The 19,308-nt window shown below is 67.3% G+C and carries 14 protein-coding genes and 1 pseudogene; 9 read left to right on the forward strand and 6 right to left on the reverse strand.

Annotation, left to right across the window (positions count from 1 at the left end; translation table 11 throughout):
• Positions 1 to 143: 143 nt before the first annotated feature.
• Positions 144 to 2,255, forward strand: a complete 2,112-nt coding sequence (gene pta, locus J7I92_RS15250; protein WP_214841800.1) for a phosphate acetyltransferase — start codon at positions 144 to 146, stop codon at positions 2,253 to 2,255.
• Positions 2,256 to 2,425: 170 nt separating this feature from the next.
• On the opposite strand, the gene J7I92_RS15255 is transcribed toward pta, so the two are convergent.
• Positions 2,426 to 3,757 (reverse strand): MFS transporter, encoded by a 1,332-nt coding sequence (locus J7I92_RS15255; RefSeq protein ID WP_214841801.1) that lies wholly within the window; start codon positions 3,755 to 3,757, stop codon positions 2,426 to 2,428.
• Between the two features lie 227 nt (positions 3,758 to 3,984).
• Between J7I92_RS15255 and J7I92_RS15260 the strand changes: the two genes are divergently transcribed.
• From J7I92_RS15260 to J7I92_RS15285, 6 genes are all read left to right on the forward strand, one after another.
• Positions 3,985 to 4,707, forward strand: a complete 723-nt coding sequence (locus tag J7I92_RS15260) for a GntR family transcriptional regulator (RefSeq protein ID WP_311380382.1) — start codon at positions 3,985 to 3,987, stop codon at positions 4,705 to 4,707.
• A gap of 166 nt (positions 4,708 to 4,873) precedes the next feature.
• The gene (locus J7I92_RS15265; protein ID WP_214841802.1) at positions 4,874 to 6,220 is read left to right on the forward strand and encodes an L-fuconate dehydratase; all 1,347 of its coding nucleotides are present in this window, start codon (positions 4,874 to 4,876) and stop codon (positions 6,218 to 6,220) included.
• Positions 6,217 to 7,770, forward strand: coding sequence for an aldehyde dehydrogenase (NADP(+)) (locus J7I92_RS15270; RefSeq protein ID WP_214841803.1), 1,554 nt, complete (start codon positions 6,217 to 6,219; stop codon positions 7,768 to 7,770). The genes J7I92_RS15265 and J7I92_RS15270 overlap by 4 nt, the downstream gene beginning before the upstream one ends.
• Entirely contained in the window at positions 7,767 to 8,972 is a 1,206-nt protein-coding gene (locus J7I92_RS15275; protein ID WP_396020397.1) for a fumarylacetoacetate hydrolase family protein, read from the forward strand. The genes J7I92_RS15270 and J7I92_RS15275 overlap by 4 nt, the downstream gene beginning before the upstream one ends.
• Before the next feature lie 14 nt (positions 8,973 to 8,986).
• The gene (locus J7I92_RS15280; protein WP_214841804.1) at positions 8,987 to 10,054 is read left to right on the forward strand and encodes a LacI family DNA-binding transcriptional regulator; all 1,068 of its coding nucleotides are present in this window, start codon (positions 8,987 to 8,989) and stop codon (positions 10,052 to 10,054) included.
• A 34-nt stretch (positions 10,055 to 10,088) separates the two neighbouring features.
• Positions 10,089 to 11,084, forward strand: a complete 996-nt coding sequence (locus J7I92_RS15285; protein WP_214841805.1) for an aldo/keto reductase family protein — start codon at positions 10,089 to 10,091, stop codon at positions 11,082 to 11,084.
• A 14-nt stretch (positions 11,085 to 11,098) separates the two neighbouring features.
• Here the strand turns inward: J7I92_RS15285 and J7I92_RS15290 are convergent, their stop codons facing one another.
• Positions 11,099 to 11,317, reverse strand: a complete 219-nt coding sequence (locus tag J7I92_RS15290) for a hypothetical protein (RefSeq protein WP_214841806.1) — start codon at positions 11,315 to 11,317, stop codon at positions 11,099 to 11,101.
• A gap of 123 nt (positions 11,318 to 11,440) precedes the next feature.
• Here J7I92_RS15290 and J7I92_RS15295 point away from each other — a divergent pair, with 123 nt between their 5' ends.
• Positions 11,441 to 12,613, forward strand: coding sequence for an acetate kinase (locus J7I92_RS15295; RefSeq protein WP_214841807.1), 1,173 nt, complete (start codon positions 11,441 to 11,443; stop codon positions 12,611 to 12,613).
• A gap of 93 nt (positions 12,614 to 12,706) precedes the next feature.
• Here the strand turns inward: J7I92_RS15295 and J7I92_RS15300 are convergent.
• Positions 12,707 to 13,030: pseudogene (locus tag J7I92_RS15300) on the reverse strand (pyridine nucleotide-disulfide oxidoreductase); the annotation flags it as partial.
• 174 nt (positions 13,031 to 13,204) lie between these two features.
• Between J7I92_RS15300 and J7I92_RS15305 the strand changes: the two are divergent.
• Entirely contained in the window at positions 13,205 to 13,762 is a 558-nt protein-coding gene (locus tag J7I92_RS15305) for a GNAT family N-acetyltransferase (protein ID WP_214841809.1), read from the forward strand.
• A 9-nt stretch (positions 13,763 to 13,771) separates the two neighbouring features.
• Here J7I92_RS15305 and J7I92_RS15310 read toward each other — a convergent pair whose 3' ends face one another.
• The 3 genes from J7I92_RS15310 to J7I92_RS15320 form a co-directional block, all read right to left on the reverse strand.
• On the reverse strand, positions 13,772 to 16,195 hold the full coding sequence (locus J7I92_RS15310) for a hypothetical protein (protein WP_214841811.1): 2,424 nt from the start codon (positions 16,193 to 16,195) through the stop codon (positions 13,772 to 13,774).
• Between the two features lie 6 nt (positions 16,196 to 16,201).
• The gene (locus J7I92_RS15315; protein WP_251039979.1) at positions 16,202 to 16,864 is read right to left on the reverse strand and encodes a peptidoglycan-binding protein; all 663 of its coding nucleotides are present in this window, start codon (positions 16,862 to 16,864) and stop codon (positions 16,202 to 16,204) included.
• A 123-nt stretch (positions 16,865 to 16,987) separates the two neighbouring features.
• Positions 16,988 to 19,222 carry a S9 family peptidase gene (locus J7I92_RS15320; RefSeq protein WP_214841813.1) on the reverse strand — a complete coding sequence of 745 codons (2,235 nt, stop codon included), beginning with the start codon at positions 19,220 to 19,222 and terminating at the stop codon, positions 16,988 to 16,990.
• Between the last annotated feature and the right edge of the window lie 86 nt (positions 19,223 to 19,308).

Consider the following 19,308-nt stretch of genomic DNA (forward strand, 5'->3'; position numbering starts at 1 on the left):
CGCCCCGCAGTCACACCCCCGGTCCCGGAGAGAAGGCCCGGAGAGAAGGCGGCGGGCAGAAGCCCGCATGGAGAAAATCGCCGCAACAAGTGAAAGTATGGACGGACGGAAAGCACCACTACGTCACAACCTAAGGGCGGACCATGGCCAAGGGGATATACGTCAGCGCGACCACACCGGGATCCGGAAAGTCGCTCATTGCGCTGGGGCTGGCGGACACGCTGCACCGGCACGCGGACCGGATCGGCTTCTTCAAGCCCGTGGTCCACGGAAACGACGCGGCGGCGGATCCCATGGTTTCCCTGATGAAGGCCAGGTTTGACCTCGACGACCAGCGCTGCCGCGGCGGCCTGACCTTCGCCGAGGTCCGCGGCCTGCTGGCCGAAGGGAAGCGGGCCGAGATCGATGCGCGCTGCGTGGAGATCTTCGCCGAGATGTCGCGCCACTGCGATGTGGTCATTGTCGAGGGCACAGACCTCACAGGCCACGACGCCGCCGTCGAATTCGACCTCAACGCCCGCCTCGCGAACAACCTGGCCGCGTCCGTCGTGGCCGTGGTGGGCGCGAAGGGGCTCACCGTCGAGGAGGCGGCCGACGCCGTCGAGGTTGCCCGCAAGGAACTGGCGGCCGAACGCTGCAGCCTGCTGGCCATCATGGTGAACCGCGCCGACCCGGAAGATGTGGACGGCATCGTCGCCGCCGTGAAGCCCGGCGCGTCCGGCCGGCCCGTGTATGTGTTCCCGGAGCTCGAGGACATTGCCCGGCCCACCACCGGTGAAGTGGCCACGGCCCTGGGGATCCGCCAGGTGGCAGGCCGCTCGGACATGGAACGCGATGTCCACGCCATCCGGGTGGCGGCCATGAACGTGGCCAACTTCCTGCACGTGCTCGACGACGGCGCGCTGGTGATCGTCCCGGGCGACCGTGCGGACGTGATGGTTGCGTGCCTCGCATCGTCGTTCTCGCCCGAGTTCCCGGTGCCGTCGGCGCTGATCCTTACCGGCGGCCTGGCCCCCGACCCGAACATCTACTCGCTGCTGGCGCAGGCGCCGTTCCCCGTGTTCGCAGCCGAGGGCGATACCTACACCACCGCCAAGCGGGTGTCCGAGGTGCGCAGCGAAATCTGGTCCGGGCACCGGCGCAAGGTGGCCTCGGCCGTGGGGCTGTGGGCCAGGCTGGTGGACGAGGCGGAGCTGGTGGAGCGCCTGCACCTGCCGCGGCTGGAGCGGATGACGCCGCTGCGTTTCCTGCATGATCTCATTGAGCGGGCCAGGCTGCAGCGCCGGCACATCGTGCTGCCGGAGGGGAATGACGTGCGGATCCTGCGTGCCGCGGAAATCCTGCACCGGCGGGACGTTTGCGACCTCACCGTCCTGGGCAGCGAACAGGACGTGCGGGAGCTGGCGTCCACCCAGGGCATCGATCTTGCCGGCATCCACATCGTGGACCCCGCCACCTCGGAGCTGCGCCAGCAGTTCGCCGAGAAGTACGCGGAGCTGCGGGCGCACAAGGGCGTGGACCTGGCCCGGGCGCTCGAAGTGATGCTGGACGGCAGCTACTTCGGCACCATGATGGTGCAGCTGGGCGTGGTGGACGGCATGGTCTCCGGCGCCGCGCACACCACCGCCCACACGATCCGGCCGGCGCTGGAGTTCGTGAAGACCCGCGACGGCGTGAAGATCGTCTCCTCGGTATTCCTGATGCTGATGCCGGACCGCGTCCTGGTGTACGGCGACTGTGCGGTTAATCCGGATCCGAACGCGGAGCAGCTCGCTGACATCGCGCTGGCATCGGCCGAAACCGCCGGGCAGTTCGGCGTGGACCCGCGGGTGGCCATGCTGTCCTACTCCACCGGCGGGTCAGGGTCCGGGCTGGCAGTGGACAAAGTCCGGGAGGCCACCGAAGTGGTGAAAACGCGCCGGCCGGACCTCGCCGTCGAAGGTCCCATCCAGTACGACGCCGCCGTGGACGCCGCAATCGCCCAGTCCAAGATGCCCGGCTCGTCCGTCGCAGGGCAGGCCACCGTGTTCATCTTCCCGGATCTCAACACCGGCAACAACACGTACAAGGCGGTGCAGCAGTCCTCGGGTGCGGTCGCCGTCGGGCCTGTCCTGCAGGGGCTCCGCAAGCCCGTGAATGACCTGTCGCGCGGCTGCACCGTGGAGGACATCGTGAACACAGTGGCCATCACCGCGGTCCAGGCCCAGTCCGTGGAACCCGCCGCCGAGCCGGCCGCCGCCGCTGCCCACGCTTAGTCAGCCCACGCTTAGTCAGCGGCACGAGGCGCGTTCGGGCACGCGAAGTGCTGGCGAAATCCGGGCAGGCGCGGAAAGATCCCGGCAGCTCGGGGCTGCCGGGATCTTTCCTGCGCTGGATCGGTGCGCGGGATCTTTAAGGGGCGGGCAACGCCCGGGCGTTCGCCTTGCTAGACGCTCTCCTTCACCTTCAGCGGCTCGATTTTGCCCATGATGAACAGGTAGTTGACGGCGCCGAGGAGTGAGACGGCGCCGATCACGGCCAGCGGTGCCACGAACGATCCGGTCTGGTCAACGAGGACTCCGATCAGGATCGGAGTGAAGATGCCGGCCAGGTTGGAGGCGAAGTTCTGCAGGCCGCCAATGGAGCCCACGTGGCGCGAGCTGGGTGCGACGTCGGCTGGCAGCGACCAGATGCCGGTGGCGGCGACAGTCAGGCTGGAGTAGGCGATCGACAGCAGCGCGAGTGCCATCCAGGCTTCGGGAACCAGTGCCGCAAACATGATGATGGAACCGCCCGCCAGGCCGCCGGCAATGGCGGTCTTTCGGACCTTGCTCACGGGTGAGCCGTTCCGGACGGCGCGGTCAGCCAGGTACCCGCCGAGCCAGCCGAACAGGACCGCGCAGATGCCGGGAATCGCGCCGAACATGCCGAGCTTGAGGAGGTCGAAGCCGCGTTCCTTGACGAGGTAGCTCGGGAAGAACGTGATGAAGAAGTAGATGGCGCTGTTCAGGCAGAAGAAACCGAACATCATGCTGAGGATGGTGCGGTATTTGAAGAGTGAACGCCACGGCAGCTTCGCTGCGTTGGCATCGTCACTCCCCTCACCGCGGGCACCGCCTTCTTCAATGTAGGTCACCTCGGCCGCGTTCGCGCCGGCGTGCTCCTGGGGGCTGCGGTACACCTTCCACCAGACGGCGGCCCAGATGATTCCGGCGAAACCGATGATGATGAAGACCGCGTGCCAGGACGTCAGGGCAACGATGAGCGTGACAACAGGCAGCGCGATCACCGCACCCACACGGGACCCCGAGTCCCAGATGCTCGTGGCGAATGCCCGTTCCCGGACCGGGAACCAGGTGGCCACTACCTTGGCGGCAGTGCTCGGGGCGGGGCTTTCGCCCACGCCCAGCAGGAACCGGGCGGCGAACAGGGACCAGAAGCTGGAGGCGGCGGCGGTGACCATGGTGAAGACGGACCACCAGAGTGCAGCCAGGGTGAATGACCGGCGCGGGCCGACCTTGTCCACGTACCAGCCGGCTGCGAGCTGACAGAAGTCGTAGGCCCAGAAGAAGGCTGCGAAAATCAGGCCCTGCTGGGTGGCGGTGAGTTCGAAATCCTTGCCCATAAACGGCAGGGCAACGCTGAGGCTGGAGCGGTCCAGGTAGTTGATGCTGAGGCCAATGAAGGCGAGCCAGATGATGACCCAGCGCTTCCGGGTCATCAAACGCGGTGGTGTAGGGGATGCCTTTGTGGCGGTCTTGTTGCCGAGCGTAGTCATGCGGTCTCCTTCGACGTGAACATGGCTTTGGGTGCCTGAGGCACCGGCGGGGGAGGGACGACGCCGGAGAGTACGACGCCAAATCATATAGGAATATGCTCAATCATATAGATTTTGTGATCTGGATCAAGTCCCATGCTGAAAATGTCCTTTCTGATGGCTCGGGCGGGGAAGTGGCTTATGATTCCCCAACGACTCCCTTCCGCTTTCGAACCAGAGGTCTGCGCGTGCCCCCACGTCCATCGTCCGATACATCCCGCAGCAAAGTCGCCGTCACCGACGTCTACGCTTCCATGCGCGCCTCCATCCTCGAAGGCGGCATCGCTCCTGGAACGCGGATCAACATTGACGCCGTCGCCCGCAGCCTGGGCGTCTCGCAGACGCCCGTGCGGGAAGTTTTGCAGCGGCTCGAGGGCGACAATCTCGTGGTCTATAACCCCGGACGCGGCTACAGCACCACCCCGCTGCTCGACCTGCCGGAACTGCGCTCGCTGTTTGAGTTCCGCCTCCTGGTGGAGCCCTGGGCTGCGCGGGCGGCGGCTGTGGACCGGCTGGCGAATCCGGCGGCGGCCCTCGAGAAGGAGCTGGCCGGCTTCCGCGACACCATGAAAGCCACCAAGGACCTGCGGCAGGACCTGGTGGCGCATGACACGAGGTTTCACGACACCATCCTGGCTGCCTCGGGAAACCCGGTGGTGCGCAACGCCTTTGCCCAGACGCACTGCCACCTCCACACCTTCCGGCTCTACCCGGCGGACGTGGACGGGGCCATCACGGTGGCTGAACATTCGGCCGTCCGCGAGGCGATCGAGGCCTGTGATCCGGAGCGGGCCGAGGCTGCCATGACCACGCACATCCGAAACTCCTTTGACAGGTTTGCCCAGGCTTTCGAGGGCGAACTCGCTCCCTTGGAGGACGGCGGACCGCCCCGCAGGCACATCGTCAAGTAGACGCCCCACGAATCGCCCCGGCCACCCATGGCCGGGGCTTTTTTGCGCCCCAAGGAGTTTCGGAATGGGGCAGCCGACTTGACCTGGATCACAAGTCATATATGATTATCCAAATTCATATAGGAAAACCTCGTTCAGTTCAGCACGTCACCGAAAGAAGAGATCCATGCCTTCCATCACCTCCATCAAGACCCAGGACGTCCGCTTTCCGACGTCCCTGGAGCTCGACGGTTCCGACGCGGTCAACGTTGACCCCGACTACTCCGCCGCTTATGTCGTCATCCGCACGGACGCGGGCGACGAAGGCCACGGCTTCATCTTCAGCTGCGGCCGCGGCAACGAAATCCTGACCGCCGCCATCGACGCCTACGCCGGCCTGCTGGTGGGACGTGACATCGATGAGCTCATCTACGACCTGGGCGGCGCGTCCAAACTCCTCATCCACGACTCCCAGCTGCGCTGGCTCGGGCCTGAGAAGGGTGTGACGCAGATGGCCTGCGGCGCGCTGGTCAGTGCCCTGTGGGATATCCGGGCCCGCCGGGAGAACAAGCCGCTCTGGCTCCTGCTCAGCGAGATGACCCCGGAAGAACTCGTAAGCGTCGTTGACTTCACCCACATCCGTGACGCCCTCAGCCCCGAGGAAGCGCTGGACATCCTCCGCGCCGGCCAGGACGGCAAGGCCGGGCGCATCGCAGCGCTCAAAGCTGACGGTTTTCCCGCCTACACGACGTCGCCGGGCTGGCTTGGCTACAGCGACGAGAAGCTGGTGCGGCTGAGCAAGGAGGCTGCGGCCGAGGGCTTTTCCATGATCAAGCTGAAGGTGGGCGGGGACATCAACGATGACCGCCGCCGCATGGCGCTGGCCCGCGAAGCCGTGGGCGGACTGCCGATCGCGATCGACGCAAACCAGCGCTGGGAAGTGTCCGAGGCCATTGAGTGGGTCAACCAGCTCGCGGAGTTCAAGCCGTACTGGATCGAAGAGCCCACCAGCACCGACGACGTCCTGGGCCACGCCGAGATCCGGAACGGTGTGACCCCCGTGCGGGTGGCCACCGGGGAGGCCGTGGCCAGCCGCATCGTGTTCAAGCAGCTTCTCCAGGCCGGGGCCATCGACGTGCTCCAGCTCGACTCCACCCGCGTGGGCGGCGTCAACGAAAACGTCGCGATCCTGCTGCTCGCGGCCAAGTTCGGGGTTCCCGTCTGCCCGCACGCCGGCGGTGTTGGCCTCTGTGAGCTCGTCCAGCATTTCTCGTTCTTTGACTACGCCGTGATCGGCCGCAGCCAGGAGAGCCGCATGATCGAATACGTCGACCACCTGCACGAGCACTTCGCTGAACCCGTGCGGATCGCCGACGGCCGCTACGCCGCGCCGGAACTCCCGGGCACGGGCGCCGAGATGCTCAGTGCCTCGCGCACCCGCTGGGAATTCCCCGACGGCGCGGGCTGGCAGGAAGTGGGCAACCGCGCCGCCGTCACGGGCGGGTCCCTCAGCGCGGCAGGAGCCGGCCGATGACCGCAACAACCGAAGCGGCCGCTCTAACCCCAGCGGGCGCTCTAACCCCAGCGGGCGGGGTCACCTCTGCGGAGCACGTCAACGCAGCCGTCGAAGCCGCCCAGACCGCCTTCGAACAGGGCCGCCAGGCGGACCCGAACCAGCGTGCCGCTTGGCTCGAGGCCATCGCCTCGGGGCTGGAGCAGGACGCCGCAGCCCTCGTGGAGATCGCCGTCCGGGAGACGCACCTCGGTCCCGCCCGCCTGGAGGGTGAGCTGAAACGTACCGTCTTCCAGCTGCGGCTCTTTGCGGACGAAATCCGCCTCGGCGAGCACTTTGACGCCACCATCGACCATGCTGATCCCGCCTGGGGCATGGGACCGCGGCCGGACTTGCGGCGCTACAACGTTCCGCTCGGTGTGGTCGGCGTCTTCGGGGCCTCCAACTTCCCCTTCGCGTTCAGCGTGATGGGCGGCGACAGCGCCTCGGCCCTGGCTGCAGGCGGCGCGGTGGTGCACAAGGCCCACGACGCGCACCGCGAGCTGGCGGCCCGCACCGCCCGGACGGTGACGTCCGCGCTGGAAGCTGCCGGGGCGCCGTCGGGCCTCTTCTCACTGGTGACGGGGCGCCAGGCCGGCGAGGCCCTCGTCGACCATCCGCTGGTGAAGGCCATCGGCTTCACGGGCTCGACGGCGGGCGGACGGGCGCTGCTCAACCGCATCGCCGCCCGGCCGGAGCCCATCCCCTTCTTCGGCGAACTGGGCGGCATCAACGCCGTCTTCGTCACCGGCAAGGCCTGGGCAGCCCGGCGCGAGGAGATCCTCACCGGCTATGCGGGCTCCTTCACCCTCGGAATGGGCCAGTTCTGCACCAAACCCGGGCTGCTGTTCGTCCCGGCGGGGCAGGCTGCAGAAACCCGCGGGCAGCTCGAAAAGGCGCTGGCAGGCGTGGCGCCGGCCAGGCTGCTCAGCGAGCGGCTGCATGCCGGTTACGCCGACGCCGTCCGCGGGCTCCGGGACAGCGGCGGCGTGGACGTTCTGGTCGAGGGGGACTTTGCCGAGGCTCCCGCGCCCACCGTCCTGCGCACCACGGCCGCGGCAGTCCGGAAGAACCCGGACATCCTGCGGCAGGAGATGTTCGGCCCGGCGAGCCTCGTGGTCGAGTACGGCGACGAGTCGGAACTGCCCGGACTCGCTGGACTGCTGGAAGGGCAGCTGACCACCACGCTGCAGGCCGAAGAGGACGACGACGTCACCGAGCTTGCCGCCCGGCTGACGGACATCAGCGGCCGCGTCCTCTGGAACGGCTGGCCGACCGGCGTCACCGTCAGCTACGCGCAGCACCACGGCGGACCGTATCCGGCCACGACGTCGGCCACCACCTCGGTGGGGACCGCGGCCATCCGCCGCTTCCTGCGGCCGGTGGCGTTCCAGTCGTTCCCCGCCTCCCGGCTGCCGGAACCGCTGCAGGACGGCAATCCCTGGGACGTCCCGCAAAGGGTCGACGGCGTCTGGCGGCGGCCGTCCGGCGCCCGCCACGAGCAGACCTCCGGCAAGGAGGACCAGCGGTGATTGCCCCGACCACCACAACAGCTGACGTTCTGCCGGAGGACCATGAGCGGGCACTGCTCATCGGACGCGTCTGGGATCCGGCGACAGGAGGCCCGCTCGTGGTGGCCCTCAGTCGCGGGACGGTCTTTGACCTGCGCCGCCTGGCCGGCACGGTCTCGGAGCTGCTGGAGCTGCCAGACCCGGCGGCCGCCGTCCGCGCAGCCCTTCTGGATCCGGAACTGGCCGAACCGCGGTGGGCGGCTGCCGACGTCGTGGGCGCTTCCCTGGCAGGGGAGGCCTCCCGGCCGCACCTGTTGGCACCCGTTGACCTTCAGGTCATCAAGGCCTGCGGCGTGACCTTCGTGGACAGCATGATCGAACGGGTGATCGAGGAGCGCTGCGCCGGCGACGCCGGACGGGCCGCCGAAATGCGCGAGCTCGTGGGCCGCGCACTGGGCGGGAGCATCGGCAAAATCCGGCCCGGTTCGCCGGAAGCAGCCGAGGCCAAGAAAGTCCTGATCGCTGAGGGCCTGTGGTCGCAGTACCTGGAGGTGGGCATCGGTCCGGACCCCGAGGTGTTCACCAAGGCGCCCGTCCTGTCCTCGGTGGGGCTCGGTGCGGGGATCGGCATTCCGTCCTTTTCCTCCTGGAACAACCCGGAACCGGAGCTGGTGCTGATCGTCACCTCAACCGGCAAGGTGGTGGGTGCGACCCTGGGCAACGACGTCAACCTCCGCGACGTGGAAGGCCGCAGTGCACTCCTGCTCGGCAAGGCCAAGGACAACAACGGCTCCAGCGCACTGGGGCCGCTGATCAGGCTGTTCGACGGCGGGTTCACGCTGGAGACGCTCCGCGACGAGGAGATCCTGCTGCGCGTGGAGGGGCCGGACGGCTTCCAGCTGGATGGGCGGAACACCGTGGCAAGGATCAGCCGGCCCTTTGAGGAGCTGGTGGCGGCCACGCACGGAAAGCACCATCAGTACCCGGACGGTTTCGCCCTCTTCACCGGAACGCTGTTTGCGCCGACGCAGGACCGGGACGAACCGGGACAGGGCTTCACCCACAAGCACGGGGACGTGGTGACCATCCGCAGCCGCCATCTTGGCGCGCTGGTCAACCGGGTGGGCGCCTGCGAGGAGCTGCCGGAATGGACCTTCGGTTTGCGCCAGCTGTTCGCTTACCTCGAGGCTACGCAAGCGCTTGCGTTAACGCCGCGCGGGTAATAACGTGAACCCTCGTGAGTGCAGGGATCGACGAGGTAGCTGAGCGAGCAGGGGTGGCGACCTCAACAGTGTCGCGCGCCCTCCGCGGTCTCCCGGGGGTTTCCAAAGCCACCAGGGTGAGGATCCGGAAGATCGCCGCGGACCTGGGCTACCAGGCTTCCCCCAGTGCGTCCCGGCTGGCGACGGGAGTGACCGGAACCGTCGCCGTCGTCGTTCCCGACGCCACGAAGTGGTTCTTCGGCCAGGTGATCTCCGGCGCCGGTTCGGCCATCCGTGCAGCAGGCCGGGACGTGCTCCTGTACGAACTGGGCGACAGCGAGGGCCGCCGCCGGTTCTTCAGCCAGCAGGTGCTCCGCGGCCGCGCCGACGCCGTGATGGTGCTGTCACTGAGCCTGACGCAGCAGGAGGCCGGCATGCTGCAGGCCCTGAACTTGCCGGTGGTCCTGCTGGGCCACAGCTCGGAATACTTCGGCAGCGTCAGGGTGGACGAACGAGCGGCGGCACGGACCGCCGTCGGGCACCTGGTGGACCTGGGTCACCGCCGGATCGGACTGATCGGCATCGATGATGAACGGGAGGCCACCGCCGGAAGTGCGGCCCCGCCGTCCCGCGTGGCCGGATCCCGGCAGTCTTTGCTCGCAGCCGGGATCCCGCTGGAGGACGCGCTTCAGCAGTTCGGCCCCAACTCGGTGGACGGCGGCGCCGCCGCAATGGAGCGGCTGCTGTCCGCTCCGGTACCGCCCACCGGCGTCTTTGTCAGCTCCGATGAAATGGCGTTCGGGGCCATGGAAGCTGCGCGCGCCGCCGGCCTGGACATCCCGCGGGACATGTCGCTGGTCGGTTTCGACAACCACGATCTGGCCCGCGTCATGGACCTCACCACCATCGACCAGGACGTCCGGGGGCAGGGCGCGGCCGCGGCGGAACTGCTGCTCCGAGCCCTGGAACCACCGGGCTCCGGCGCGGCAAGGCAGACGAGGATCATCAACACGCACCTGGTAAAGCGGGGCACTACCTCCGCCCCGGCCACCGCGGCCACCCGCTCCGCCCGGCCCAGCCGAAAAACCCGGCAACAACCGTAACCAGTCCGCCAGCAACTACGAAGGAAGACAACTGATGGAATACCGCAAGCTCGGCTCATCCGGCATGTACATTAGCTCCCTGGCCTACGGCAACTGGGTCACCCACGGTGAACAGATCGACCAGGAGGCCGCAACAGCCTGTGTCCGCAAAGCACTGGACCTTGGCATCACCACGTTCGACACGGCGGACGCCTATGCGGGAACACGCGCTGAATCGGCCCTCGGGGAGGCGCTGCGCGGAACCCGGCGCGAGAGTACGGAAATCTTCACCAAGGTCTACTTCCCCACGGGAGAAGGCAAGAACGACCGGGGCCTGTCCCGGAAGCACATCATGGAATCCATCAACGGATCCCTGTCCCGGCTCGGCACAGACTACGTCGACCTCTACCAGGCGCACCGGTACGACTATGAAACGCCGCTGGAGGAAACCATGCAGGCCTTCGCGGACATAGTCCGCGCCGGCAAGGCACTGTACATCGGCGTCTCCGAATGGACCGTGGACGAGATCCGGGCGGGCGCCGCCCTGGCGAAGGACCTGGGAATCCAGCTGATCTCCAACCAGCCCCAGTACTCCATGCTCTGGCGGGTCATCGAGGAAGAAATCGTGCCCACCAGCGTTGAGCTGGGCATCGGCCAGATCTGCTGGTCGCCGCTGGCCCAGGGCGTCCTCACCGGCAAGTACCTGCCCGGGCAGGCCGCCCCCGCACAGTCCCGGTTCGCCGCGGAGGACGGGTCGCTCAAAGAGAACCGCTACCTCACCGAGGACGTCCTTGAGCGCGTGCAGAAGCTCAAACCCGTTGCCGAGGAGGCAGGCCTGTCCATGGCCGGACTCGCCGTGGCCTGGGTTCTGCAAAACAGCAACGTTTCCGCCGCCATTGTGGGCGCATCCCGGCCCGAGCAGCTCGAAGACAACGTCAAGGCCGCCGGGGTAACACTCGACGCATCACTGATGGACAGAATTGACGAGCTGATGCTTCCCGTGGCTGAACGCGACCCGCAGAAGGTCGAATCGTTCAAGGAACGCGTCTAGCCCGGACAGGATCCTTACTCGGGCGGGGCGTCGGGCGCGGTGAGGTCCAGGTCTTCCGGATTCTCAGGCGGCTCGGGAGCTTCTCCCGTTTCGCGGGCCTTGATGTGGCCGGTGTCGTCCAGGGCCGGGTTGGCACCCTCGACGCCGGCGGGGTCCGGCTTCTTGGACCCGCCGCCGGGCTTTGTGCTCTCAACAGGCGCAGTGCCGCCCGGCTCGGTTGGGGTATCAGTCATGGAAAGGCCTTCCGTGCGTTGTCCAGCTGGTCCGCCGACTCTAAGCGCCTGCAGAACCTTTCGCAATGGCGCTACGATCGAACTTCCACCGACCACCGCAGCAGCCACGGCTTAGGAGGCCCAGTGCTCGTCCTCGTCATCAACTCCGGCTCATCCTCGCTCAAGTTCCAGGTGCGGGACGTGGCATCCCACAGCATCCTCACCGAGGGACTGATCGAAAAGATCGGCATGGGCAACGGCGGGGAAGGCGACGGCGAGATCGAGGGCCCGCGCGACCATGCGGAGGCGCTGGAGCAGGTGGACGCCGCCATCCACGAGGTGCTGGGCGACCGGAAGCTGGACGCTGTGGGCCACCGCGTGGTGCACGGCGGCGAGCGCTTCGGCGAGCCCGTGCTGATAGACAACGAGATCACCCGTGCCATCGAGCGGCTCAACCCGCTGGCCCCGCTGCACAATCCCGCCAACGTGCTGGGCATCCGCGCCATCGCCAGGAAGTGGCCGGACATGCCGCAGGTTGCCGTGTTCGACACCGCCTTCCACCGCACCCTGCCCGAGCAGGCGTGGCGCTACGCCGTGCCGGACTCGCTCTACACGAACCACGGCATCCGCCGCTACGGCTTCCACGGCACCTCGCACGAGTACGTGACACATCAGGCGGCTGCGCTGCTGGACCTTCCCGTGGAAGAGTTCGACGGCGTGATCGCCCACCTGGGGAACGGCGCCTCCGTCACCGCCCTCCGCGGCGGAAAATCCGTGGACACGTCCATGGGCTTCACCCCGCTGGAAGGCCTGGTGATGGGCACACGCTCGGGCGACCTGGACCCGTCCATCCTGGTGTTCCTGGGCCGGACCGGCTGGTCAACCGAGGACATCGACTCCCTGCTCAACCGCGAATCCGGGCTCAGGGGACTTGCCGGCAACAACGACATGCGCTCGGTCGTGGAAGCCTCTGAAGCCGGTGACTCCCGGGCTGCCACCGCGCTCGCCGTCGCGTCCTACCGGCTGGCCAAGTACATCGGCGGGTACCACGTGGCAGTCGGCGGGGCGAAGGCCCTGGTGTTCACGGCCGGCATCGGCGAGAACTCGCACCAGTTCCGCACGCTGGTGGGGGAGAAGCTGGGGGCGCTGGGCATAGAGCTCGACGCCGGGCTGAACAGTGAGCGGTCCAAGGAAGCGCGCGTTATTTCCACCGCCGCGTCGCTGATCCCCGTCCTGGTGGTTCCCACCGACGAGGAACGCGCCATCGCGGAGGCGACGGCCGCCGTCGTAAATTCCTCCGGACGCTCTCTCACTTAACGTCGCCTAAATCCGGACGCTCTCTCATTTTACGTCGCTCTAATCCGGACGCTCTCTCACTTAACGTCGCCTAAATCCGGACGCTCTCTCAGATCAGGCCCTGCCTTTGAGGATCAGGTTCCAGTACACCTGCGGGAAGATGTCGCGGTCCACCACCCAGGACGCGCGGCTCTCCTTCCAAGTGGGGACTTTCGGGATGGTGGGCATCGGCTGGTACTGGTCGTCGAACTCGGCGAAGACCACGGTTGAGCGGGAGACGGTGAACGGGCACTCCGCGTAGCCATTGTATTTCTCCGGGGGAAGGTTCCCTTTCCGGGCTGCCATCAGGTTTTTGGCCAGCACCTTGGTCTGCTTGCGCAATGCCCCGCCGCACTTGGAGTTGGTGGTGGCGGCGGCGTCGCCCAGGGACCAGACATTCGTTCCATTCCACGGCGGTTCCCTTTTTCAACGGCATGACTGCTCCTTCGGTTGGATCCCGGGTGGAAACGGAGTGCCACGTAATAGTAAGCAGGATTAGTTTCCCCGGTCACGGGTTCGGGGTCCCGGCTTGGTGCCGACTCGCGCGGTCAGCTCAGCGGGTACGCTCAGACCATGCCGGACATCAGACTGCCGATCCGCACCGCGCGCCTGGTCCTGCGCCGCTTCGAGGCCGCCGACCTGGAAGCCTTCCACGCGTACCACTCGCAGCCCCGGACGGCACGGTTCCTGCCCGGTGAGGCCAAGAGCTACACGCAGTGCATGGAGCGGGTGGGCAAGTACGCCAACTTCGTGTTCCAGAAGGAGGGCGACTGGGTGGCGCTCGCCGTCGAGGTGGCGGATGCGCCCGGCCTGATCGGCGAAGTGGTGCTCAAGTGGCTCCCGGGCTACGGCCAGGCGGAGGTGGGCTGGAGCCTGGCTCCGGGTGCACGGGGGCACGGATACGCCACCGAGGCAGCCGAGGCCATGCTGCGGCTCGGGTTCGAAGCCTTGGCCTTCCACCGGATCGATGCCAAGCTGGACGAGCTGAACACAGCCTCGGCTGCCATCTGCGAGCGGCTGGGCATGCGGCTCGAGGCCAGGCACGTGGACAAATGGCGGTACAAGGGGGAGTGGGCAACCGAGCTTGTCTTCGCCATGCTCCGCGACGAATGGACGGACCGGGGGCGGTGACTGGGCGCCCTAGCCGCCGGTCGGGGCGGGAAGCGGCGTGGTCTCCGCCTTGGGCGGCGCTTCAGTGGGAACGTACGACGGCGACGGGTCGCCGGGCGCAGGCTCATCGGCCGGGGCAGTTGCAGCCCCAGTGCCCGCTGTCAACGTTTCTACCGGGGCAGGTACTCCCGCCCCCGGCGTCGCGGGATCAGGTACGCCGCTGCTGCCCGCTGGTGCGGGCGTCCCGGCCGGGCTGGGCGTTCCCGAAGGCGTGGGCGTTCCGGTGGAGGTGGTGGTTTGCGTGGCGCTGGGGTCGGCCTTGATGATGGCCGTGATCTGATCCTTGTACGCGGACAGTTTGGCCTGGATTTCCGAGAGCGGCACGTTCCGGATGTTGCGCCCGTACTCGGCAATTTCAGCCCAGAGAGCTGCCAGCCGGGCCATGCTGTCCCCGCCCAGCGGGCCGTCCAAGGTAAGCACCAGTTGGCTGGCCAGCGCGTAGGTAAGGCAGTCCAGGCAGTTGTAGTTGGCGGCGGCGGAGAGGTTTTCCGGGACAATGACGTCCGCCTGCCCCACGATGAGGATCACCTGGAAACCCACCGCCACCGCAGCACATCCGGTGCAGCTGGCGAACGCATAGGCCTCGTTGGTGGTGTCCACGGATTCGCCGTCCTCGGCCCATACCAGTGCGAACGCCACGCTGTACGTGACCGAGCCGTCCGTGGTGTTCACCGCAAGGGCCTGGTTGCCGTCTGCCTCAGGGGCCGAGGGACGGTCGAACGGGAACACCCACGACGGCGCGGCGGAGCCGGCGGCAGCCGTGGCGCCGGAAGCGGAAGTATCCGACGAACCCGAGGAGCCTTCCACGGGCACCAGCACCATGCTCAGCTGCGGGTTTTCCCGCGTCGGCTTGGGCGCGCCTTCCGGCCACAGTGCAACAGTGCGTCCACTTCCGCCTTCCCGCAGGACCCGGTCCCCTTGCGGGAGAACCGACGTCATGACGTCCGCCAGCGTCCCGCGTTCGTACGGCTGGACCGGCCGGTAGGTCCCGCCGTCGGGCCACCACGCCCAAGCTAAACCGGCCAGCATCGCCCCGACGGCAGCCATGGCGGCAGTCCGCTGAACGGCTTTGCCGCTGGTTCTCTGCCAGAGTCCCACGACCAGCTGGCGCAGCAGCCGCAGCAGGATATAGAGCATTCCGATCATCGGAAGAGCCACAGCCGCGATAGCCAGGACACGCACGGCGGCACCGGCCAGGTCCCCGGTGGAGAGGGTCGCGGCGAGCATCTCCTGCTGCTTAGCGGCGCTGGCCCACGCGGTGGCCAGCAGCCGCGGCAGGGAAACCACCATCGTGATCAGCGTGAACAGTAGGAGCGGCACCGTGACCAGGACCCAGCTGGCCACCACGGCGCAGGCCCACGGCTTCAAAACCTTGTTCTCGGCGCGGCCCCATCGCCACGGCAGCAGGCCCAGGAGAGTGGGTTTGATGTGCTGGAAAAGGTCGGGGACACCGGTGGCGTCCGCCAGGATGTGGTACCCGTCGTACTTCACCAGGGGGAGCAGTTGGCGCACCATCTGCAGGACCTGCGTCACCACCACCAGCAGCAGCGCGTCAAAGCCGGTGGCCCACCACAGCCCCATAATGGCTACCGCGACGATGGCATTGAAGTACAGGCCCCCGAGGTCGGTACGGAGCCGGCCGCCGCGGCCCAACCGGTAGGAGTCGGTGACGTCCGTGAAGAACGCAGGCCAGACGAGGTACAGTCCGGCGCCCATCGCCCCCGGCGTTGCGCCGCCCTTGCGCGCGGCGGCGGCATGGCCGAACTCGTGGAAGCCCGCGGAGAGAATCGTGACGGCAAAGATCAGCAGGACCAGCGCGGGGTTCGCAAACGCCTCGTGGGTGGCCGAGCCCAGGCCCTTCACCATCAGCAGCCACCAGCAGGCCGCCAGGAACGCCGCGGTCACGGCCACCACTATCAGGGGATTGAACAGGGCGGCAAAAGGGGCAGTGATCCTGCGGGTGCGTTCCGGATCGGTCACCGTGTAGCGGAAGCGCATGCCCAGCAGCGGGTCGGCCTTCCTGACCTCCGGCTGGGAGCCGTCGGCCAGGCGCAGCAGCCCCATCGGCAGCAGTTGGGAGTAGATCAGCGTGCGGACGTTCTCCGCGGTGACGAGCCTGCCCGAGCCGGCGCCGGCGTGCTGGGCGATCTCCTCCACATTCCGTGTCCCGTCCGCAGCCTCCAGGACAAGGAAGAGCAGGCGCGTCAGCTGAAGGGTCTGGCCATCCGCGCGGCGCACCAGCGAGGGCGCCTCCCGGTAGCCGGATCCTTCGGACTGGCCGATGAGCTGCACGCCCTCGGCGCGGACAGGAACCTGGAGCGGGTGCTCGGCAACGACGGCAGAGGACGACGGCGGGACCGCCTTCAGGGGCGGCCCGCCGTTCGCGTGGGTCATCTGTGCTTACTGTTCGAGGTTGGGCTGCTGGTCGGCAGAGGCGTTGGCTTCGCCCTCGATGTGCTGTGAAATGATCGCGTCCTGGTCGGCAACCGCATAGGCCTGGCTGTCGATGGAGCCGATGTTCGCGGCCACGGCGGCGTCGATCGGGGCGGCAACGTTGGCGTTGGCAGCCACCGCACCGTTGATCGGAGCGGCGATGTCGGCGTCGGCGGCGAGGTCGACGTTGACGTTGAGCAGGTCCCCGTCGAGGGCCGCTGCGGGATCGACCGGCAGCGCACCGACGTCGGGCAGGCTTTCCTCGGGAACGGTGCTGTCGGCTGGCGCAGTGCCGTCGGTGGTTCCGGCGTCAACGGTGTCGTTGCCCTGGTCGATCGTGCTGTCCTGGGTGGATTCGGCGTTCGCGTCGGCCACGATGCCCTGGTCGATGCTGACGCCCTGGTCCGCCAATGCCTGCGCGTCCGAGCCGAAGGAGAGGATGTTGGCGGAGCCGGCTGCGTCGATCGGTGCGGCAACGTTGGCGTTGGCTGCCACTGCCAGGTCGATGGGTGCAGCCGCGTCAATGCCCAGGTCCAGATCCGCGTTCAGATCCAGAACGGACGCAACTTCCTTGTCCGGCAAAGCAGTCGCCTGTTCAGACATCAATTCGTCGTCAGTCAGTGGACGCATTTCCTGTTCCATGCTCGGGAGACCTCCAGTCAGGCACCGGGGCGGCCTGCCCCCAGTGGACAGCCCGGCGCCTGACAATACTAAGCATGATTATCTTTTTTGGGTAGCGTTGACGCCCAACCCCTACTTAACCCCCGCCCCGGGGAGCAGCTCGGTGGCATCCACGGAGTCGGCCACGAAGGCGTAGTCCCAGGCACGCTCGCGCCACTGCACGTACCGGCCGGACGCTCCGCCGTGGCCGCCGTCCATCTCGATCTTCATCACGATCGGCTCCGCGCTGGTGGACGAAGACCGGAGGACCTGGACCCATTTGGCAGGCTCCACGTAGAGCACGCGCGTGTCGTTGAACGAGGTCACGGCCGCGATCTTCGGATACGCCAGCGCGCCGACGTTCTCGTACGGCGTGTAGGACTTCATGTAGGCATACACCTCGGGGTCCGTGATCGGGTTGCCCCACTCCTCCCATTCGAGGGCGGACAGCGGCAGTTCCGGATCCAGGATGGTGGTGAGCGCGTCCACGAACGGCACGGCCGCCACGATCGCGGCGTACTTTTCCGGGGCCAGGTTGGCCACCGCGCCCATCAGGAGTCCCCCGGCGGAGCCGCCCATGGCCGCAATCCGCGACGGATCAACCCAGCCCGAACCTGCCAGCCAGTCGGTGGCGGCGACGAAGTCCGTGAAGGTGTTCTTCTTGCGGAGCTTCTTGCCGTCCTCGTACCAGTGCCGGCCCAGCTCGCCGCCGCCGCGGATGTGCGCGATCACGAACACAATTCCGCGGTCCAGCAGCGACAGCCGCGGAATGCCGAAGCCCGGGTCCATGCTCAGCTCGTAGGAGCCGTACCCGTACACCAGGCCGGCCGCCGTCGAATCCTGCTTCACGGAGGCGTGCCGCAGCACGGACAGCGGGATCCTGGTGCCGTCCGCCGCTGTCGCCCATTCACGGGTGGCGACGTAGTCGGCGGGGGAGTAGCCGCCCAGCACCGGGCTTTCCTTGCGGAGCAGCAGCTCGCCGGCCGGCTGCGACGCGGTGGGCAGCACAAAGTCGTACACGCGCGACGGCGTGAAGTAGGACGTGTAGCCCATCCGGATCACCGGGGCCTCATAGTCGGACCCGGCCACGCCGGCCGTGTACAGCTCCTCCTCGAACGCCGGCTCCACGGGGTCGCCCTGCGCGGGCGTGCCCAGGCCGTCCAGCGCAATCACCTGGACGCGCTCGATGGTGTCCTTGCGGATTGACACCACCACGTGCGTGGAAGTCACTCCCGCGCCGTTGACGCGCACCTGGTCGGAATGCCCGACGACGGTGCTCCACTCCTGCTCCGCCAGCGGCTTGGTAAGCTCGGCCGGGTCCACCAGCGACACCATGGAGTTGATGGCGTTCCGGTTATGCGTCACGAGGAGCTTCTCGGTCTTCCGTCCGTCCGGACCCTCCAGCAGGAAGGGCTCGGCCTCGTAGAGGACGTGCTCGTCGCGGGAGATCACGGTGAACAGCCCGGCGTCGTAATCGTCAAAGCGGAGCAGCCGCGTCTCGCTGTACTCCGAGCAGCCGATGCTCAGCACCAGGTGGCGCCGGTCAGAGGAAAGGTCGAAGCCCAGCCACATGGCGACGTCGTCCTCCTGGTAAATCACCTCATCGTCGGTGACGGGCGTCCCCAGCACGTGGGCCTTCACCTGGTAGGGACGCCACGCGTCGTCCACCACGGTGTAGAACAGGCGTGTGCCGTCGGGGGAGAAGGAGACGCCGTAAAAGATGTTCTCGATGACATCCGGCAGCAGCTCACCGGTGCGCAGGTCCTTGAAGCGCAGCGTGAAGCGCTCGTCCCCGGCGTTGTCCACCGCGTAGGCGTACAGATTGCCGTCCACCGTCACGGCGGTGCCGCCCACCGCGATGAACGGCTGGCCCTCCGCTTCCACGTTGCAGTCCAGCAGGACTTCCTCACCGGACAGTTCGACGCCGGCCTCCACCGCCGGGGGCGTCCAGTCCGCCACTGCATCCCCGGTGTCCCGGGCCTTGACGCGGCACTGGATGCCGTATTCCTTGCCCTCCACCGAGCGGGTGTAGTACCACCAGCCGTCCTTGCGGTTCGGAACAGACAAGTCTGTCTCCTGCGTCCGCCCCTTGATCTCCTGGAAGATGGCTTCCCGCAGCGGTTCCTGGTGTGCGGTGACCGCCTCCTGGTAGGCATTCTCGGCCTTGAGGTGCTCCACCACGTCCGCGGAGTCCTTGGCGCGCAGCCATTCGTAGTTGTCCACGAACGTGTCGCCGTGGTGGCTCCGCTCAAAAGGGACCTTCCGGGCTACGGGGGCGGCGGCCGCAGGGGTCTTGTCGGCTGGGTGCTGCACTGGAGTCTGGGTCATTGACCCAATATATAAAGCTATTCCGCCGCGGGCACCCGCGTTCGCTACCGGGGGATAGAGTGCTGCGGTCCTGCCCTGCGTAGCCC

It is taken from the genome of Arthrobacter sp. ISL-72 (assembly GCF_018613755.1).
In the GTDB taxonomy this organism is placed as follows: domain Bacteria; phylum Actinomycetota; class Actinomycetes; order Actinomycetales; family Micrococcaceae; genus Arthrobacter.

Coding starts and splice junctions, on each gene's coding strand:
- pta (WP_214841800.1), top strand. CDS start 144: ATGGCCAAGGGGATATACGTCAGCGCGACCACACCGGGATCCGGAAAG.
- J7I92_RS15255 (WP_214841801.1), bottom strand. CDS start 3,757: ATGACTACGCTCGGCAACAAGACCGCCACAAAGGCATCCCCTACACCA.
- J7I92_RS15265 (WP_214841802.1), top strand. CDS start 4,874: ATGCCTTCCATCACCTCCATCAAGACCCAGGACGTCCGCTTTCCGACG.
- J7I92_RS15270 (WP_214841803.1), top strand. CDS start 6,217: ATGACCGCAACAACCGAAGCGGCCGCTCTAACCCCAGCGGGCGCTCTA.
- J7I92_RS15285 (WP_214841805.1), top strand. CDS start 10,089: ATGGAATACCGCAAGCTCGGCTCATCCGGCATGTACATTAGCTCCCTG.
- J7I92_RS15290 (WP_214841806.1), bottom strand. CDS start 11,317: ATGACTGATACCCCAACCGAGCCGGGCGGCACTGCGCCTGTTGAGAGC.
- J7I92_RS15305 (WP_214841809.1), top strand. CDS start 13,205: ATGCCGGACATCAGACTGCCGATCCGCACCGCGCGCCTGGTCCTGCGC.
- J7I92_RS15310 (WP_214841811.1), bottom strand. CDS start 16,195: ATGACCCACGCGAACGGCGGGCCGCCCCTGAAGGCGGTCCCGCCGTCG.
- J7I92_RS15315 (WP_251039979.1), bottom strand. CDS start 16,864: ATGCGTCCACTGACTGACGACGAATTGATGTCTGAACAGGCGACTGCT.
- J7I92_RS15320 (WP_214841813.1), bottom strand. CDS start 19,222: ATGACCCAGACTCCAGTGCAGCACCCAGCCGACAAGACCCCTGCGGCC.